Annotated in this window: 17 protein-coding genes and 1 tRNA gene; 5 read left to right on the top strand and 13 right to left on the bottom strand. The window is 52.1% G+C overall.

Annotated elements, in window-relative coordinates:
• Positions 1 to 119: 119 nt before the first annotated feature.
• A complete protein-coding gene (locus tag OLG56_RS04025) occupies positions 120 to 926 on the top strand; it encodes a DUF1460 domain-containing protein (RefSeq protein ID WP_001635492.1) in 807 nt (268 codons plus the stop codon).
• 123 nt (positions 927 to 1,049) lie between these two features.
• Here the strand turns inward: OLG56_RS04025 and OLG56_RS04020 are convergent.
• Positions 1,050 to 1,123, bottom strand: a tRNA-Gly gene (locus OLG56_RS04020).
• Between the two features lie 79 nt (positions 1,124 to 1,202).
• The gene (gene actS / locus OLG56_RS04015; protein ID WP_000244328.1) at positions 1,203 to 1,961 is read right to left on the bottom strand and encodes an amidase activator ActS; all 759 of its coding nucleotides are present in this window, start codon (positions 1,959 to 1,961) and stop codon (positions 1,203 to 1,205) included.
• A gap of 264 nt (positions 1,962 to 2,225) precedes the next feature.
• Here actS and idi point away from each other — a divergent pair, with 264 nt between their 5' ends.
• On the top strand, positions 2,226 to 2,771 hold the full coding sequence (gene idi, locus OLG56_RS04010; RefSeq protein WP_000133994.1) for an isopentenyl-diphosphate Delta-isomerase: 546 nt from the start codon (positions 2,226 to 2,228) through the stop codon (positions 2,769 to 2,771).
• A gap of 75 nt (positions 2,772 to 2,846) precedes the next feature.
• Here the strand turns inward: idi and lysS are convergent, their stop codons facing one another.
• The 5 genes from lysS to xerD all read right to left on the bottom strand — a co-directional run bounded on the left by lysS (position 2,847) and on the right by xerD (position 8,949).
• Positions 2,847 to 4,364, bottom strand: coding sequence for a lysine--tRNA ligase (gene lysS / locus OLG56_RS04005; protein WP_079900286.1), 1,518 nt, complete (start codon positions 4,362 to 4,364; stop codon positions 2,847 to 2,849).
• Positions 4,365 to 4,373: 9 nt separating this feature from the next.
• Positions 4,374 to 5,472 (bottom strand): peptide chain release factor 2 gene (gene prfB, locus OLG56_RS04000; RefSeq protein WP_114060427.1). Its coding sequence is split into 2 segments (ribosomal slippage): positions 4,374 to 5,396 and positions 5,398 to 5,472, totalling 1,098 coding nucleotides; the frame shifts between segments, so codons are not numbered across the junction.
• Positions 5,473 to 5,576: 104 nt separating this feature from the next.
• Positions 5,577 to 7,310: a single-stranded-DNA-specific exonuclease RecJ gene (gene recJ / locus OLG56_RS03995; protein ID WP_000813394.1), complete on the bottom strand. Its 1,734-nt coding sequence runs from the start codon at positions 7,308 to 7,310 to the stop codon at positions 5,577 to 5,579.
• A 5-nt stretch (positions 7,311 to 7,315) separates the two neighbouring features.
• Positions 7,316 to 8,029: a bifunctional protein-disulfide isomerase/oxidoreductase DsbC gene (gene dsbC / locus OLG56_RS03990; protein ID WP_000745614.1), complete on the bottom strand. Its 714-nt coding sequence runs from the start codon at positions 8,027 to 8,029 to the stop codon at positions 7,316 to 7,318.
• A 23-nt stretch (positions 8,030 to 8,052) separates the two neighbouring features.
• Entirely contained in the window at positions 8,053 to 8,949 is an 897-nt protein-coding gene (xerD, locus tag OLG56_RS03985) for a site-specific tyrosine recombinase XerD (protein WP_000434300.1), read from the bottom strand.
• A 112-nt stretch (positions 8,950 to 9,061) separates the two neighbouring features.
• On the opposite strand from xerD, the gene fldB reads away from it, so the two are divergent.
• Positions 9,062 to 9,583 carry a flavodoxin FldB gene (fldB, locus tag OLG56_RS03980; RefSeq protein ID WP_052942704.1) on the top strand — a complete coding sequence of 174 codons (522 nt, stop codon included), beginning with the start codon at positions 9,062 to 9,064 and terminating at the stop codon, positions 9,581 to 9,583.
• A 52-nt stretch (positions 9,584 to 9,635) separates the two neighbouring features.
• On the opposite strand, the gene OLG56_RS03975 is transcribed toward fldB, so the two are convergent.
• A complete protein-coding gene (locus OLG56_RS03975; protein ID WP_001727955.1) occupies positions 9,636 to 10,049 on the bottom strand; it encodes a protein YgfX in 414 nt (137 codons plus the stop codon).
• Complete coding sequence (gene sdhE, locus OLG56_RS03970) at positions 10,030 to 10,296, bottom strand: FAD assembly factor SdhE (protein WP_000351186.1); 267 nt, start codon at positions 10,294 to 10,296, stop codon at positions 10,030 to 10,032. Before sdhE ends, OLG56_RS03975 begins: the two co-directional genes overlap by 20 nt.
• Before the next feature lie 249 nt (positions 10,297 to 10,545).
• On the opposite strand from sdhE, the gene ygfZ reads away from it, so the two are divergent.
• A complete protein-coding gene (gene ygfZ / locus OLG56_RS03965; RefSeq protein ID WP_000874169.1) occupies positions 10,546 to 11,526 on the top strand; it encodes a tRNA-modifying protein YgfZ in 981 nt (326 codons plus the stop codon).
• A gap of 115 nt (positions 11,527 to 11,641) precedes the next feature.
• Here the strand turns inward: ygfZ and trhA are convergent, their stop codons facing one another.
• Together trhA and yqfB are read right to left on the bottom strand one after the other, a co-directional pair.
• A complete protein-coding gene (trhA, locus tag OLG56_RS03960; protein ID WP_000250289.1) occupies positions 11,642 to 12,301 on the bottom strand; it encodes a PAQR family membrane homeostasis protein TrhA in 660 nt (219 codons plus the stop codon).
• A 163-nt stretch (positions 12,302 to 12,464) separates the two neighbouring features.
• Entirely contained in the window at positions 12,465 to 12,776 is a 312-nt protein-coding gene (gene yqfB, locus OLG56_RS03955) for a N(4)-acetylcytidine aminohydrolase (RefSeq protein WP_001182972.1), read from the bottom strand.
• 157 nt (positions 12,777 to 12,933) lie between these two features.
• Here yqfB and bglA point away from each other — a divergent pair, with 157 nt between their 5' ends.
• A complete protein-coding gene (bglA, locus tag OLG56_RS03950; protein WP_001230152.1) occupies positions 12,934 to 14,367 on the top strand; it encodes a 6-phospho-beta-glucosidase BglA in 1,434 nt (477 codons plus the stop codon).
• 47 nt (positions 14,368 to 14,414) lie between these two features.
• Here bglA and OLG56_RS03945 read toward each other — a convergent pair whose 3' ends face one another.
• On the bottom strand, positions 14,415 to 15,308 hold the full coding sequence (locus OLG56_RS03945; protein WP_000819373.1) for a transporter: 894 nt from the start codon (positions 15,306 to 15,308) through the stop codon (positions 14,415 to 14,417).
• Between the two features lie 455 nt (positions 15,309 to 15,763).
• The gene (gene gcvP, locus OLG56_RS03940; RefSeq protein WP_023213851.1) at positions 15,764 to 18,637 is read right to left on the bottom strand and encodes an aminomethyl-transferring glycine dehydrogenase; all 2,874 of its coding nucleotides are present in this window, start codon (positions 18,635 to 18,637) and stop codon (positions 15,764 to 15,766) included.
• Positions 18,638 to 18,777: the final 140 nt, after the last annotated feature.

Raw genomic sequence — 18,777 nt, 5'->3', positions numbered from 1 at the left:
TCACATTTATCATCATCAGCGTTCATATTACTCAACCTGTAATCAACCTCTGGCGTTTTTCTGTATCCATCACAACCATTTCCGGTAAAGGTAAAAAAGGGATTTGAACCTTTCCGGAGATGATAATGAAGGTAAATACATGGACAATTTTGCTTATGTCGGCGCATCTGACGGCCTGTACCGTCCCTGGCACAGAAAAATATCAGACCAGCATGGACAGCGTTACGGCAGAAAAAGTAAGCCGGATTATCCAGTCGGATGTCATTCCTTATAAAGGCGAAAACCATGGAGAAGTTATCAGCCGCGTATCGTCTGCTTTTCTCGGAACACCTTATCAGGCAAATACGCTCATCGGTGGGCCCGGCACACCCGAAGTCCTTGTAGCGAATTTCAACGGCGTGGACTGCTTTACCCTGGCTGATTACGTTGAGGCCCTGGCCCGCAGCGATAATCAGAAATCGTTTCTGCATAATCTTGCCAGGACTCGCTACGCCGCAGGCAAAGTTGCTTATCTCAGCCGCCGGCACTTCTTCTCTGACTGGTTCGCCGCAGTACCGCGTAATGCACGGGATGTAACGCCGTATATCAGCCCTGATTATATCGTTGTTGACAAGCAGCTTAACCATAAACCTGATGGCGGCGAGTACATTCCTGGTCTGGGCATCCATCCTCGTAAAATAAATTATATTCCCGGAAGAGCCATCAACCAGCAGGTCATGAACCACCTAAAAAATGGGGACTATATCGGTGTCTACTCCCCGCTTGACGGGCTGGACGTTTCACATGTGGGTATCGTAGTTCGCCATGATGAACAGGTGTGGTTTCGGAACGCCTCCTCATTGGCCGCAAACAGAAAAGTGGTGGACACACCGTTTATGGAATACATGCATTCCAGACCAGGCATCGTTGTGCTGCGGGCTGAATGATAAAGTCATTACCAGAGTCGCCAGAGCCGTCCGACATAGGCATTGAAACCCTGTTCACTGTGGGGCCGACAGGAAAAATTGCTGTAAATTCGTGGGGTTAGTAAATATTAGAAGATATTTGTCTGGAGCGGGCGAAGGGAATCGAACCCTCGTATAGAGCTTGGGAAGCTCTCGTTCTACCATTGAACTACGCCCGCTTTGAGATGCGTAAGGCATTATAAACCTTACGTTCTGGTTGGCAAGAGACTTACTGGCTGACTGGCGATTAATTCACCGTCAGCACTTCGGTTTACTCCCCTGCGGCGGCAGATAACGCAGCGGATCGATGGCCGTCGCCCGGTAGCGAATCTGGAAGTGTAGTCTTACGGATGCGGCATCCGTGCTGCCCATCGTAGCGATTTTTTGCCCCGCTTTAACGCTTTGCCCATTATTAACCAGCATGGTGTCATTATGAGCGTAAGCCGTAATGTAATCTTCATTGTGCTTAATCATGATGAGATTGCCGTAACCGCGCAGCTGGTTCCCGACATAGACAACTTTACCCGCTCCCGCCGCATAAACAGGCGTTCCGCGCGCGCCCGCAATATCGATGCCCTTATTTCCGCCCTCTGCGGTGGAATAAGGTAAAATCACTTTACCGTTGGCAGGCCATACCCAACAGCGCTGCCCCACCGGCGGCCAGGAGGATTTTGGCACCGAAGATGACGGTCTGACCGCGGCAGTTTTTGTTGCTGTTTTATTGCTGGTTTTGCGTGTTGAACTGCTACTCTTTGCACTGCCGCGCACTTTAATTCGCTGCCCCACCTCAATAGTATAAGGCGGAGAAATGCCATTCAGTCGGGCCAGTTCTTTCACGCTGGTTCCCGTGGCGCGCGATATACGATACAACGTATCGCCGCGCTTAACGGTATAGACGGAGCCGGAATACGTTCCTGAGCCGGAATTACTGGAACACCCCGCCAGCAGCAGCCCTGTGCATAACAGCACCGCAATACCCAGGCTATTTTTGTTCAGGCGTCCTGCGCTCAAAACCATTCCTCACTCTATTGACAGACGCCTTATGATAGCAGCCAAATGCCGTATGCCCAATCCATTGACGCCGGAAAGGGTCCGCGCGGATGATGATGCCGCGAATATCCGATATGCCAGCATAATATCGACTCACGGCGCAATGGCGCTCGTCTGCGTTCTGTCAGGGCCTGTTTTGGTAATGCCTTTCTTTCTGTTATGCGCTACGCTGATCGTCTGAGTATATGGCCTGGCCCTGCTGCCGGGTCATTTTAATTTTCAGGAGCTTTCATGACTGAGGAACATGTCGTTTTATTGGATGAGCAGGATAAGCCCTCCGGCACACTGGAAAAGTATGCGGCTCATACGCTTAATACGCCTTTGCATCTGGCTTTCTCCTGCTGGCTATTTAACGAAGATGGTCAGTTGCTGGTAACACGACGGTCGCTGAGCAAAAAAGCCTGGCCAGGCGTGTGGACGAATTCGGTTTGCGGTCATCCGCAACAAGGCGAAACCACCGAAGAGGCGATCATCCGCCGTTGTCGGTTCGAACTCGGCGTGGAAATTACCGATCTCACCCCCGTCTATCCGCACTTCAGCTATCGGGCGACAGATCCAAACGGTATTGTGGAAAATGAAGTCTGTCCGGTATTTGCCGCGCGGGCAACCAGTGTGTTGCAGGTTAACAGCGAAGAGGTGATGGACTATCAGTGGAGCGAATTTAAAAGCGTATGGAAAAGCCTTCTCGCTACGCCGTGGGCATTTAGCCCGTGGATGGTCATGCAAGCGTCAGACGAACAAGCGCGTGAACGACTGCTCAATTACTGCCAGCGTTAAAGATTGCCTGATGGCGCTACGTCTGAACGAAGAGATGCCGGATGGCGGCTAATGCCCCATCCGGCAATTTACATCTTATTTCACCGGACGCATCGCCGGGAACAGAATAACGTCGCGAATCGTGTGGCTGTTAGTAAACAGCATCACCATACGGTCGATGCCAATTCCTAGACCCGCTGTCGGCGGTAAACCGTGTTCCAGCGCCGTCACGTAGTCTTCGTCGTAGAACATGGCTTCGTCATCGCCCGCCGCTTTTGCATTAACCTGATCCAGGAAACGCTGCGCCTGGTCTTCCGCATCGTTCAACTCGCTAAAGCCATTACCGATTTCACGACCGCCGATAAAGAACTCGAAGCGGTCAGTGATTTCCGGGTTCACATCATTACGACGCGCCAGCGGAGACACTTCAGCCGGATATTCAGTGATGAAGGTCGGCTGAATCAGATGCGCTTCAGCGACTTCGTCAAAGATCTCAGTGACGATACGGCCCAGCCCCCAGCTCTTCTCGACGTGAATGCCGATGCTTTCAGCAATCGCCTTCGCGGAGTCGAAGTTGTCCAGATCAGCCATATCCGTTTCCGGACGATATTTCTTGATCGCTTCACGCATGGTCAGTTTTTCGAACGGCTTACCGAAGTCAAACACTTCATCACCGTACGGAACCTGGGTGGTGCCCAGAACATCCTGCGCCAGCGTCCGGAACAGAGACTCCGTCAGTTCGATCAGGTCTTTGTAGTCCGCATACGCCATATAGAGTTCCATCATGGTGAACTCAGGATTATGGCGCACGGAGATGCCTTCGTTACGGAAGTTACGGTTAATTTCGAATACGCGTTCGAAGCCGCCAACCACCAGACGCTTGAGGTACAGTTCCGGCGCGATACGCAGGTACATGTCCAGATCCAGCGCGTTGTGATGGGTGATAAACGGACGGGCAGACGCGCCGCCTGGGATCACCTGCATCATCGGCGTTTCGACTTCCATAAAGCCGCGAGCAACCATAAACTGGCGAATACCGGCCAGGATCTTCGAACGGGTTTTGAAGGTGTGACGGGATTCATCGTTAGAGATGAGATCCAGATAACGCTGGCGATAGCGCGCTTCCTGGTCCTGCAGGCCGTGGAATTTATCCGGCAACGGACGCAGCGCTTTCGTCAGCAGGCGCAGTTCGGTGCAGTGGATAGACAGCTCGCCGGTTTTGGTTTTGAACAGCTTACCTTTCGCGCCGAGGATATCGCCAAGATCCCACTTCTTGAACTGCTCGTTGTAAACGCCTTCCGGCAGATCATCGCGCGCCACATACAGCTGAATGCGGCCGCCTACGTCTTGCAGGGTAACAAAAGAGGCTTTACCCATAATACGGCGAGTCATCATACGGCCCGCGACGGACACTTCAATATTCAGCGCTTCCAGTTCTTCAGCTTCTTTCGCGTCAAACTCTGCGTGCAGTTGGTCTGAGGTACGGTCACGACGGAAATCGTTCGGGAACGGGATACCCTGCTCACGCAGTGCAGCCAGCTTCTCGCGACGTGCCTTCATTTCATTGTTAAGATCGACTACCTCGTCAGCGCCCTGTGCGTTTTGTTCAGACATGTTGATTCCTCATAGCCCTGCTTTCAAACTTGCTTCGATAAATTGATCCAGACTACCGTCCAGTACCGCCTGTGTATTGCGGGTTTCCACCCCAGTACGCAGGTCTTTAATGCGGGAATCGTCCAGGACATAGGAACGAATCTGGCTTCCCCAGCCGATATCGGACTTAGTGTCTTCCATCGCCTGTTTTTCAGCGTTCTTTTTCTGCATCTCCAGTTCATAAAGCTTCGCTTTCATCTGCTTCATGGCCTGGTCTTTGTTTTTGTGCTGCGAACGGTCGTTCTGGCACTGCGTCACAATCCCGGTGGGAATATGGGTGATACGCACTGCGGATTCAGTACGGTTAACGTGCTGACCGCCTGCGCCAGACGCGCGATAGACGTCGATACGCAGATCCGCCGGGTTAATGTCGATATCGATATCGTCGTCCACTTCCGGGTACACAAACGCGGAGCTAAACGAGGTATGACGGCGACCGCCGGAGTCAAACGGGCTTTTACGCACCAGACGATGTACGCCGGTTTCAGTGCGCAGCCAGCCATAGGCATATTCGCCGGAGATTTTGATAGTCGCGGACTTAATGCCGGCGACTTCCCCTTCCGACTCTTCAATGACTTCCGTCTTGAAGCCGCGCGCTTCCGCCCAACGCAGATACATACGCAGCAACATGCTGGCCCAGTCCTGCGCTTCAGTACCACCAGAACCGGCCTGAATATCGAGATAGCAATCGGCGCTATCGTACTCGCCGGAGAACATCCGGCGGAATTCCAACTGCGCCAGTTTCTCTTCCAGCGTATTCAGCTCCGCGACGGCTTCGTTAAACGTCTCTTCGTCGTCAACTTCTACCGCCAGTTCCAGCAGCCCGGAAACGTCGTCCAGCCCCTGAGTCATTTGATCAAGCGTATCGACGATCGCTTCGAGCGATGAACGCTCTTTTCCCAGCGCCTGCGCGCGCTCAGGTTCGTTCCAGACATCCGGCTGTTCCAGCTCGGCGTTTACTTCTTCCAGACGCTCTTTCTTAGCATCGTAGTCAAAGATACCCCCTAAGAACGTTGGTGCGTTCCGTGAGGTCCTGAATGCGGTTATTCACCGGGTTAATTTCAAACATGGTCTGATTTCTTTTATTTGACTTGTCAAAATGCGGTTATAAGGGCGAAATATTAGCGGATTTCGCCCCTTAATTACAGCGAAAGTGTTGTTAAATCGCCCCGATCATAGCGGCCAAATATCATCGATAATAATCTGTAAACTACGGTTGCCGCGAAACTCGTTAATGTCCAGTTTATAAGCCAGTTCTACCTCCCGCACGCCGTTATCCGGCCAACAGGTCGTATCAATATTAAATGCGATGCCATCCAACAGCGGGCCGCCGCCGACGGGCTCCACCATCACCTTGAGGTGGCGCTCGCCCACCAGACGCTGTTGTAGCAGACGGAAACGACCATCGAATAACGGTTCCGGGAACATTTGCCCCCACGGTCCGGCATCCCGCAACAGTTGCGCCACTTCCATAGACATCTCCGCCGCGCTTAATGGACCATCGGAGATCACTTCGCCTTGCAACAGGGCAGGATCGAGCCATTCCGTTACCAGCTCGCCAAAACGTTGCTGAAACTGCTCGAATTTATGCTCTTCCAGCGACAATCCCGCCGCCATCGCATGACCGCCGAACTTGATCATCAGATCAGGGTAAAGCGTATCCAGCCTTTCCAGCGCATCGCGCATATGCAGCCCCTGAATCGAACGGCCTGAGCCTTTTAGCGTGCCGTCGCCCGCAGGTGCAAAGGCGATCACCGGGCGGTGAAAACGCTCTTTAATGCGCGACGCCAGAATTCCGACCACGCCCTGATGCCATTCAGGATGATACATCGCCAGACCGCCCGGAAGCGTTTCACTACTGCGCTCAAGCTTTTCGCACAGGATAAGCGCTTCCGCCTGCATCCCCTGCTCTATTTCTTTGCGCGTCTGGTTAAGCGCATCCAGCTCGCTGGCCAGAACACGCGCTTCGCCGAGGTTGTCGCACAACAGTAACGCCACGCCAACGGACATATCATCCAGCCTGCCGGCGGCATTCAGGCGAGGCCCCAACGCGAAGCCTAAATCACTGGCGGCAAGCTGCTGCGGATCGCGATTCGATATCTCCAGCAACGCTTTAATTCCCGGACGGCATTTCCCGGCACGAATACGACTTAGCCCTTGCCAGGTCAGAATACGGTTGTTAGCGTCCAGCGGCACAACGTCTGCTACCGTTCCCAACGCCACTAAATCCAGCAGCTCCGCCAGATTCGGCGGCGCGATGTTGCGCTCGTCGAACCATCCTTTGTCGCGCAAAAATGTTCGCAACGCCAGCATCAGGTAAAACGCCACGCCGACGCCCGCCAGCGACTTAGACGGGAATTCGCAGTCGCGCAGATTAGGATTAATAATCGCTTCGGCATCCGGCAACGTGTCGCCTGGCAGGTGGTGATCGGTCACGATCACCGGAATCCCCAACGTCTTTGCATGCGCTACGCCGGCGTGGGATGAGATGCCGTTGTCTACGGTGACGATAAGCTGCGCGCCGCGCGCCTTCGCCTGATCGACCACTTCCGGGCTTAAACCGTAGCCATCTTCAAAGCGATTAGGCACCAGATAACTGATGTTGTCACATCCCAACGCACGCATTCCCAATACGCTTAGCGCAGTACTGGTCGCGCCGTCGGCGTCAAAATCGCCAACAACAATAATGCGGGTACCTTCGCGAAAGGCGTTGTAGAGGATCTCCACCGCGTTATCTATGCCGCTAAGCTGTTGCCAGGGCAGCATTCCTTTCACGCTGCGCTCCAGTTCGCGGGCGCTACGAACGCCCCGGCTGGCATATAAACGTCGTAGTAATGGAGGAAGATCGGCGGGGAGTTCCGCCGTCTCATCAGCCTCACGCCGACGAAGTTGTCTCTGTTGTTTCACGCGTATTATTTACCACTGGTCTGTTTTTGATGCTCATCAAGAAACGCTTTCATCTCTTTCGGTCCCTGATAGCCAGGCACCACATAGCCGTTACTCAATACAATGGCTGGCGTACCGCTAACGCCCAACTGCACGCCCAATGCATAATGATCAGCAATGTTCACATCACAGCTTGCCGGTTTCACGCCCTTACCTGCCATGGCGTCATCAAACGCTTTGTTTTTGTCTTTGGCGCACCAGATAGATTTCATATCCTGCTCCGCTTGGCTTTCCAGCCCCTGGCGCGGGAAGGCCAGATAACGTACCGTGATCCCCAGCGCGTTATAATCTTTCATCTCTTCATGTAGCTTATGACAATAGCCGCAGGTGATATCGGTAAAAACAGTAATGACATGTTTCTCATCCGGCGCTTTATAGACGATCATCTCTTTTTCCAGCGCATTTAGCTGGCTCATCAGCAGTTTGTTCGTCACGTTTACCGGATGCGCGCCGCTCACGTCATACATCGGCCCTTGAATAATATGTTTGCCGTCGTCAGTGACGTACAGTACGCCGCTGTGAGTGAGGACGGTTTTCATTCCTGCCACTGGAGAGGCCTGAATTTCCGTACTCTGAACGCCCAGCTTAGCCAGCGACTGACGGATAGCCGCATCATCCGCATGGGCCACGCCTGAAAACGCCGCCGCCAGTAAAGTGAACATCATAAAACGCTTTTTCATAAACTATCCTTTCCTGTCAGCACTCATGCCCGCGGATGGTGCTGTTGATGAAGTTGACGCAAACGCTCCGTTGCGACATGCGTATAAATTTGTGTCGTCGAAAGATCGCTATGCCCAAGTAGCATTTGTACAACGCGCAAGTCGGCGCCGTGATTCAGCAAATGCGTGGCGAAAGCGTGACGTAAAACATGCGGCGATAGTTTTTCGCTATCGATTCCAGCCAGTACCGCATAATGTTTAATACGGTGCCAGAAGGTCTGCCGCGTCATCTGCTGCGCACGCTGACTGGGGAATAATACGTCAATCGATACGCCATTGAGTAACCAGGGACGCCCATGCTCCAGATACGTTTCCAGCCAATATACCGCCTCTTCGCCTAACGGCACCAACCGCTCTTTATTGCCTTTACCGATAACCCGCACCACGCCCTGCCGCAGACTGATATCGCTCATTGTCAGCCCCACCAGTTCCGACACGCGCAAACCGGTGGCATACAGCACTTCCAACATAGCTTTATCGCGCAACTCCAAAGGTTGATCAATAAGCGGCGCCTGCAAGAGCCGTTCAACCTGCGCCTCGCTAAGGTCTTTCGGTAAACGCTGCGGAAGCTTAGGCGAGGCCAACTGCGCGCTCGGATCATCCTCACGACACTTTTCACGGTACAGATGCTGGAAAAAGCGCCGCATAGCGCTTAACAGGCGTGCGGAACTGGTCGCTTTGTATCCGCCCTCCACCCGTTCAGCCAGCAGCGTTTGTAAATCATCAGCCTGCGCCGTCGCAAGCGTTTTTCCGCGATGATGCAACCACGCAACGACCATCGATAAATCGCGACGATACGCGCTTAATGTATTTTCCGCCAGATTTCGTTCCAGCCACAGGGCATCCAGAAACTGCTCAATACGCGCTAAATCCTGTTCCATTCGCGCTCCCTACTTCACGCTTACTTTTGGTGCATTATGCCTCATTGTGCCGTGAATGCAGCGATTCTGTTACACTACCCGCAACGCTATAGCAGAATCGAGATGTAACGTAATGAACATGGGTCTTTTTTACGGTTCCAGCACGTGCTACACCGAGATGGCCGCAGAGAAAATTCGCGATATCCTCGGCCCGGAGCTGGTGACATTACATAACCTCAAGGATGACGCCCCCGCCTTAATGGAGCAGTACGACGTGCTCATTTTAGGCATCCCCACCTGGGATTTTGGCGAAATTCAGGAGGACTGGGAAGCCGTCTGGGAGCAACTGGACGATCTCAATCTGGAAGGCAAAATCGTTGCGCTTTACGGTATGGGCGACCAGCTCGGCTACGGTGAGTGGTTCCTGGATGCGCTGGGTATGTTGCATGACAAACTTGCACTCAAATGCGTTAAATTTGTCGGCTACTGGCCCACAGAAGGCTACGAATTTACCAGCAATAAACCGGTCATTGCGGATGGGCAACTGTTTGTCGGCCTGGCGCTGGATGAAACGAACCAGTATGATCTCAGCGATGAGCGTATACAGACCTGGTGTGAACAAATTCTCGGCGAAATAGCCGAACACTACGCCTGAAGCCTTACTCGCTGTATTTCCCTCTCGACGGAACCGCGTTTGCGCCGTTCCGTCAGTGTTGGCCCGATATCGGCTGCTGTAACAGTATCCGACGCAACTCACGCCATTCCGCTTCTTCCATGCTATCCGCCGCCAGCCATAAATGCTGATGACGTCCAGACTCTGCGCGTAAACGCAACACCATCCCGCTCTTCAGTAACCAGGGCGGACGCAAGAGCGTCCAGTCCTGCCCCTGCCAGCGTAAGCGCCCGTCCATGAGTAACTTGATCTCTCCCTGGCAGGTATTAATCCTGCGCTGGCTACGTACACAGTCAAACACGACCAGCGACAGTAGCATCATCCATAACGGGGTATAACTCAGCGGCCAGGGCATCAATAAAATCACCGCGGCAACCAGCCCATGAATGAGCAATGAGATCCACTGAGCGCGCCATGAGACGCGTAAATCAGATTGCCACAGGACCACGTTCCCGATTCCGTGTCTGAATGAGTCGGACCATCTGTTCCAGTTCAGCGTCAGCCGGTTTACCGTGATTCATCAACCAGTTAAATAAATCCGGGTCATCACTCTGCAACAAACGGACAAAAATACGCTTTTCTTCATCACTTAAACTATCGTACTCATGTTCAAAAAACGGCATGATAGAAATATCAAGTTCGCGCATACCGCGACGACATGCCCAGTGAATACGTGCTTTATTGTGAATATCCATGTTCTTCCTGCCTCGCGAAAATGAAGTACCGGGCTATTGTAACGTGTTTTTGGCGTTGTTTTACGGGAATCTCAGTAATCTGGAACGCGATCGCGAAATAAAAGGCTGGGAATCAATACGTTCATCCGTTTTGGATACCGCCTCGCAAAACGATCAATCCGCTCTCAATGGGCTATTTAAAGCACTTGCAATGACCGATGGCTCTTTTACCATTAACCATTATTGTTGCAGCTAACCAGGACATTATTTATGGCTTTTATCTCCTTTCCGCCACGTCATCCTTCATCGTCAGCCCGCCTGCCGCTGACGCTGATCGCGCTTGACGACTGGGCGCTGTCGTCCATTACCGGCGTAGACAGTGAAAAGTATATTCAGGGCCAGGTCACCGCTGACGTAAGCCAGATGACTGAACAGCAACACCTTCTCGCCGCCCACTGCGATGCTAAAGGTAAGATGTGGAGCACTCTGCGCCTGTTCCGTGAGCGCGACGGTTTCGCCTGGATTGAACGCCGTAGCGTGCGTGAAGCGCAATTAACGGAGCTGAAAAAGTACGCCGTATTTTCCAAAGTGGTCATCGCGCCGGATGACGAACGCGTATTGCTTGGCGTGGCAGGTTTTCAGGCCCGCGCGGCGCTGGCTAATGTCTTTAGCGAACTGCCCAATAGTGAAAATCAGGTGGTCAGAGACGGCGCCTCCACGCTGCTATGGTTTGAACATCCTGCGGAACGATTCCTGCTTGTCACTGATGTCGCGACGGCCAACATGTTAACGGAGAAGTTGCATGGCGAAGCCGAACTGAATAACAGTCAACAGTGGCTGGCGTTGGATATTGAAGCAGGCATTCCGGTGATTGACGCGGCGAACAGCGGTCAGTTTATCCCCCAGGCGACTAACCTACAGGCGCTGGGCGGCATCAGCTTCAAGAAAGGCTGCTACACCGGACAGGAGATGGTCGCACGGGCAAAATTCCGCGGCGCCAATAAACGCGCGCTTTGGTTGCTGGCGGGCAAAGCCAGCCGGGTACCGGAAGCAGGAGAAGATCTGGAGCTACAGATGGGCGAGAACTGGCGTCGTACCGGCGCTATTCTGGCGGCGGCACAGTTGGACGATGGTCAGTTACTGGTTCAGGCCGTCATGAATAACGATTTAGAAGCCGAAAGCGTCTTCCGCGTTCGCGACGATGCCAACACCCTGCATATCGTCCCGCTGCCCTACTCGCTGGAAGAGTGATATCACGTTAAAAGCCTGATAGCCTGATAGCGCAACGCCATCAGGCTCGCACGTGCTGTTCTCGTAGGCCGGATAAGGTGCGACAGCGCCGCCATCCGGCACGGGCATCCGGGAATTACGCCTGTCCCACATACAAATAGATGGCCAGGAAATGGCACACGCTGCCACCCAGCACAAAGCCATGCCAGATGGCGTGGTTATAAGGTATGCGTTTGCAAACATAGAAAATTACGCCCAGCGAGTAAACGACGCCACCTACCGCCAGCAGCGTCACGCCGCCTATCGCCAGCTTAATCGCCAACTGATAAACCACTATCAACGACAGCCAGCCCATTGCCAGATACGTAACCAGTGAGAGCACTTTAAATCGGTGCGCAATCGTCAACTTGAAGAGGATACCGAATAGCGCCAGGCTCCAGATCACAATCATTAGTCCGCGCGCCAGCGGCGAATCCAGACCTACCAGCAGAAATGGCGTATAGGTTCCGGCAATGAGCAGATAGATAGCGCAGTGATCAAATTTCTTTAACCAGATTTTTGCCCGCTGATGAGGAATGGCATGATAAAGCGTTGAGGCAAGAAAAAGCAGGATCATGCTCCCGCCATATAAACTGTAGCTGGCAATAGCCGTCATACCAGCATTCGCCTCTACCGCCTGAACCAACAACAGCACCAGGCCGACAATACCAAATACCAATCCAATGCCGTGGCTAATACTGTTGGCGATTTCCTCAGCCAGCGAATATCCCTGCGTCATTAATGGTTTTTGCACCATAACTTACTCCGGAGAAACGTTCATAACGATGAACTGCGCCTCTAGCGTAACTGAGAATGATTCCAGTGAACACATGTTAGCTAAAATAAATTCGCAAAATTAAATTTTCTTTCTTATTCAATAACTTAACCACAGAAACTCAACTAACACGCGTTCATATTTATCAAAGGCATTTAAAATCAATCACATAAAATTGCGTCTGGTTGGGATAGATTTCAGCAATGACCCGTTTCAGCTCATCAAGCGACATATTTTCCTGTTGCGCATGTTTTTCGTTCAGCGTATCCAGCGTCACAGTTGACGTTCCTGTCACTTCGATTGTGCAAAAATAGCCATCATCTTCGAACCGCCCCACGCGTAGCATATCGCCTGCTTTAAAGTGGGACTCGGAGGCATCACGAATGGTGATGGTTTTACGCCCTGCCAGAATGTCATTCTGGAAACGTTGAAAGAAAGTAATGTCGTTTGGCTGCATGTGGTTATCCCCTGAATATGAACTCTTGAAGTGGATGTTACGATCTGAATGTGTTCCTGCCCCGACACGCGAGCCCCCTGGAATTTTGCGTACGCTTTACATGTCATTTGGTGCAGAATGAATGATAACAGACTAAATAAATTGAGATTATGCAACAATGAGAAAACTCACCCTGCCAAAAGATTTTTTATGGGGCGGCGCGGTTGCTGCACACCAGGTTGAAGGCGGCTGGAATAAAGGCGGTAAAGGCCCCAGCATCTGCGACGTGCTAACCGGCGGCGCACACGGCGTGCCACGCGAAATTACCCAGAATGTCGTTGCTGGCAAATACTATCCGAACCACGAGGCGGTGGATTTTTACGGACATTACAAAGAAGACATCCGTCTTTTCGCCGAAATGGGGTTCAAATGCTTCCGTACCTCTATTGCCTGGACGCGTATCTTCCCGAATGGCGACGAATCCCAGCCAAACGAGGCCGGTCTGAAATTCTACGACGACATGTTTGATGAATTGCTCAAATACAACATCGAACCGGTCATCACCCTTTCCCACTTTGAAATGCCGTTACATCTGGTCCAGCACTACGGCGGCTGGACCAATCGTAAAGTCGTTGATTTCTTTGTCCGTTTTGCTGAAGTCGTGTTTGAACGCTACAAGCATAAGGTCAAATACTGGATGACCTTCAACGAAATTAACAACCAGCGAAACTGGCGCGCGCCGCTGTTTGGCTACTGCTGTTCCGGCGTGGTGTATACCGAGCATGAGAATCCAGAAGAAACCATGTATCAGGTCTTACATCATCAGTTTGTCGCCAGCGCCCTGGCGGTGAAAGCGGCACGTCGTATTAATCCACAGATGAAAGTTGGCTGTATGCTGGCGATGGTCGCGCTGTATCCCTTCTCCTGCAAACCAGAAGATGTGATGTTTGCTCAGGAATCGATGCGTGAACGCTACGTCTTTACCGATGTACAGCTGCGCGGCTATTACCCGTCCTATGTGTTGAACGAGTGGGAGCGCCGCGGATTTAACATCAAAATAGAAGATGGCGATCTTGAAGTGCTGCGCGAAGGCACCTGCGACTATCTTGGTTTCAGTTATTACATGACCAACGCGGTCAAAGCCGAAGGCGGTAGCGGCGATGCTATTTCCGGTTTTGAAGGCAGCGTACCGAACCCCTATGTTAAAGCCTCTGACTGGGGCTGGCAGATTGACCCGGTGGGCCTGCGTTATTCATTGTGTGAACTGTACGAACGCTATCAAAAGCCGCTGTTTATTGTCGAAAACGGTTTTGGTGCTTACGACAAAGTAGAAGAAGATGGCAGCATCAACGACGACTATCGCATTGACTACCTGCGCGCCCATATTGAAGAGATGAAAAAAGCGGTGACTTACGATGGTGTCGACCTGATGGGCTACACGCCGTGGGGCTGCATCGACTGCGTGTCGTTCACCACCGGGCAGTACAGCAAGCGCTACGGCTTCATCTACGTGAACAAGCACGATGACGGTACGGGCGATATGTCGCGTTCGCGTAAGAAGAGCTTCAACTGGTACAAAGAGGTGATTGCCAGCAACGGCGAGAAGCTTTAACTCCTGCACGTTACCCGCCAGTCGGCGGGTAACACTTTGAACGAGTCTTACCAGGTCTTACCTATTTTAAATTCCCAGCGTACATCTTCCATTTTGGTTGGCGACTTCGCTTCCTGCATTACCGGGAAGAAGGCTCCGGCACCAAACCATAATTTCAGTGAATCGACGGCAATATTAAATGACGGACCAACAACCCATTCGGTAGTTCCAGAATGGTTATTAATTACGCTGCCATTAGACAGTTTTTTCGTTCCAGAGGCATTATTGCTGTAGGCACTTTCCAGACCAAGATCCAGCGGTAAATCGCTAAACATATACCGCACCTGGGTATTCCACTGGAATTCGTTACCTCGTTTCACGTCCTGGTTACCGCGCTCAAATGGTCCCTGATATACAAAACCCATATCCCCTTTAATGTTAGGAGTAAATAATTTTGTTAAAGTGAGTGTTACTCTTCCTCCCCAGGCGCTATTCCCAGGCAAATGATTATCTCCATCTTGCCCGGTGGGTAGTAATAATGCCCCACCTACCGTAACCCAAAACGGATCACCTCTTCGCTGGCTCATTAAAGCATAATTGACCCCCACCGATTGGTCGCCCATTCCCTCTATGTGCTCAGGAGACAGATTGTCTCGTTTGTTATTGATATACGACCCCACAGTTGATAATTCCAGTCTGTCGGTCAAACCGTAACGAATCTTCAATAACCATATCTGGGAGTAAACATCCGGACTTCCGTGCCCCTCGATTTGATGATCTTTATCGCGAAATGAGCTATTCACGGCGGTTAATAACTTTCCTTCCGGCAATACTGAACCACCAGAAATAGCGGTATTAACTGGTGCACCTAATAGATTACTGGGATTATTTTCTCCGTTAGCTGCCATTGCATTCATTAATAGAAAATATGTCATTAATGGCAGAAATATAAATCGTTTCATTATTCCCTCCAGGTATAAAAAACAAAGCGCTAAGTTAATAAATATTTACGTTATTTATGTTTATTTTTAATTTATAATTTAAATTAATAACTTGATGAATTTAATATACGGAAATTTTTGTAACTATATTGAGAGGTAAATAACGATTCCGTAGAGAAACTATTTGTAACTACATGTAAATATACTGTGTTGTTTTGATTAAATAACAGCAAGGTAAAAATGATGCACAATGAATCATTAGGCTCTAAAAAAGCGGTAATTTAATTCTGGCTAATACACTGATACAAACGCCAGGTTGCCTGACAGGAGCCAAGGATTTACTGTAATATATTGAATTAGTAACACTTTGTAGCCTGAATAAGGCACTCACACTGTATCCGACATAAACAAAGCGCACTTTATTAACAAGCTGAAAAGGCGCCGAAGCGCCTTTAGAAGACAGTCGAATCAGTAAATTACTGGTAGTCGCTAATCGGTACGCAGGAGCAGAACAGGTTACGGTCGCCATAAACATCATCCAAACGTTTCACCGTCGGCCAGTATTTGTCTGCCACGCCTGCCGGGAATACGGCAACTTCACGGCTGTACGGATGCGCCCACTCGGCGACCAGTTCGCTCTGAATGTGCGGCGCGTTCACCAGCGGGTTATCTTCCAGCGGCCAGACACCGGCTTTCACCTGGTCAATCTCTGCGCGGATAGCCAGCATCGCATCGATAAAGCGATCCAGCTCGGCCTTACCTTCAGATTCCGTCGGCTCTACCATCAGCGTGCCCGCCACCGGGAACGACATGGTTGGCGCATGGAAACCGTAGTCGATCAGACGCTTGGCAATATCCAGCTCGCTGATGCCGGTTTCTTCTTTCAATGGGCGAATATCAAGAATACATTCGTGCGCCACACGGCCATCGCGACCGGTATACAGTACCGGGTACGCGTCTTTCAGACGGCTGGCAATGTAGTTAGCGTTAAGAATCGCGACCTGGCTTGCCTGCTTCAGGCCTTCTGCGCCCATCATGCGGATGTACATCCAGCTGATTGGCAGGATAGAGGCACTACCGAACGGCGCGGCAGACACCGCACCCTGACGGGTGAGCATCCCTTCGATTTGCACCACGCTATGACCAGGTACAAACGGTGCCAGATGCGCTTTCACGCCGATCGGTCCCATGCCTGGGCCGCCGCCGCCGTGCGGAATGCAAAAAGTTTTATGCAGGTTAAGATGCGAAACGTCCGCGCCAATAAAGCCCGGTGAGGTGATGCCGACCTGGGCGTTCATGTTCGCGCCGTCAAGGTAAACCTGACCGCCGAACTGGTGCACAACTTCACACACTTCACGGATCGTTTCTTCATAGACGCCGTGGGTGGACGGATAGGTCACCATGATGCAAGAGAGGTTCGCAGCATGTTGTTCTGCTTTTGCTCGCAGATCGTCCAGGTCGATGTTGCCGTTCTTATCACACGCCACAACCACCACCTGCATTCCTGCCATATGTGCAGAAGCAGGGTTAGTGCCGTGAGCAGAGGCCGGAATCAGGCAGATATCGCGATGCCCTTCGTTGCGGCTTTCGTGATAGTGACGAATCGCCAGCAGCCCCGCGTATTCCCCCTGTGCGCCGGAGTTAGGCTGCATACAGACGGCGTCGTACCCGGTGAGTTTCACCAGCCAGTCAGAAAGCTGGCTAATCATCTGATGATATCCTTCCGCCTGTTCCGGCGGGCAGAACGGATGCAGTTCAGCGAATTCCGGCCAGGTGATAGGAATCATCTCGGCGGCGGCGTTCAGCTTCATGGTACAGGAACCCAGCGGGATCATCGCCTGGTTCAGCGCCAGATCTTTACGCTCCAGCGAGTGCATATAGCGCATCATCTCGGTTTCGCTGTGGTAACGGTTAAATACCGGATGCGTCAGAATCGCATCGTCACGCAGCATACTTTGCTGAATGGAACGGCTATCAAGCGCCACGTCTTTATCCAGTGTTTCAATGTTCAGACCGTGGCTGTCGCCCAGCAAAACATTGAACAACTGCGCCACATTCTCACGGGTGGTGGTTTCATCGAGCGTAATACCCACCGCGTTATGAATATCGCTGCGCAGATTGATCTCTGCCGCTTCCGCACGCGACAGTACCGCAGCTTTATCAGCCACTTCCACACACAGGGTGTCGAAGTAGTGCGCATGACGCAGCTTTAAGCCTTTCTGTTGCAGACCTGCCGCCAGAATATCGGTCAGGCGGTGGATACGATTAGCGATGCGCTTCAGACCGACCGGACCATGATAAACGGCATACAGGCTGGCGATGTTAGCCAGCAGTACCTGCGAGGTACAAATGTTGGAGTTCGCTTTCTCACGACGGATATGCTGCTCGCGAGTCTGCATCGCCATGCGCAGTGCGGTATTGCCCGCCGCATCTTTTGAGACGCCGATAATACGGCCTGGCATGGAACGTTTAAATTCGTCTTTGGCGGCAAAGAACGCCGCGTGCGGGCCACCGTACCCCATCGGTACGCCGAAGCGTTGCGCAGAGCCGAAAACAATGTCCGCGCCCTGTTTGCCCGGAGCCGTCAGCAGCACCAGCGCCATAAAATCGGCGGCGACGCTGACCACAACTTTACGGGATTTCAGCTCAGTAATCAGTGCGCTGTAGTCGTGAATTTCACCTGTGGTGCCTACCTGTTGTAACAGCACGCCAAACACATCCTGGTGATCCAGTGCTTTCGCCGCGTCATCTACAATGACGTCAAAGCCAAAGGTTTCGGCACGCGTACGCACGACGTCCAGAGTTTGCGGATGGACATCAGAGGCGACAAAGAAACGGTTGGCATTTTTCAGTTTGCTGACGCGCTTTGCCATCGCCATCGCTTCAGCGGCGGCGGTCGCTTCATCCAGCAGCGAGGCGGAAGCCATGTCCAGTCCGGTCAGATCCAGCGTCACCTGTTGGAAGTTGAGCAGCGCTTCCAGACGCCCCTGAGAGACTTCCGGCTGATAAGGGGTGTAGGCGGTATACCAGCCTGGATTTTCCAGCATGTTGCGCAGGATAACCGGCGGTAGCTGCACGGCTGTGTAGCCCATGCCAATGTAGGACGTGAAGCGCTTGTTACGCCCGGCGATGGCTTTTAATTCCGCCAGTGCGGCATATTCGGTTGCCGCCTCGCCAACCTGCGGCGGAGTCGCGAGCTGAATGTCTTTCGGCACAATCTGACCTGTCAGCGCGTTTAACGACTCGGCGCCAACCGCATTCAGCATCTCTTGCTGCTGCGCGGCGTCCGGTCCGATGTGGCGTTCAATGAAAGCGCCGCGGTTTTCAAGCTGGCTTAACGTCTGTGTCATGGGCGATGGTTCCTGAAACGTGCAGTGAATCGTAGGTGTCTCTAACTCAATTGCCCGGTGGCGCTGACGCTTACCGGGCCTACGCGTGCGAAAACGAATACGCAAAATCATTCGCGTTGCAGTGAGTAGGCCGGATAAGC

Origin of the sequence: Salmonella sp. 2018103, assembly GCF_026247685.1 — a bacterium.
In the GTDB taxonomy this organism is placed as follows: Bacteria; Pseudomonadota; Gammaproteobacteria; order Enterobacterales; family Enterobacteriaceae; genus Salmonella; species Salmonella enterica.
Note: the sequence above shows the minus strand (reverse complement) of the source record. Positions and strands in the feature narration are given on the sequence as shown.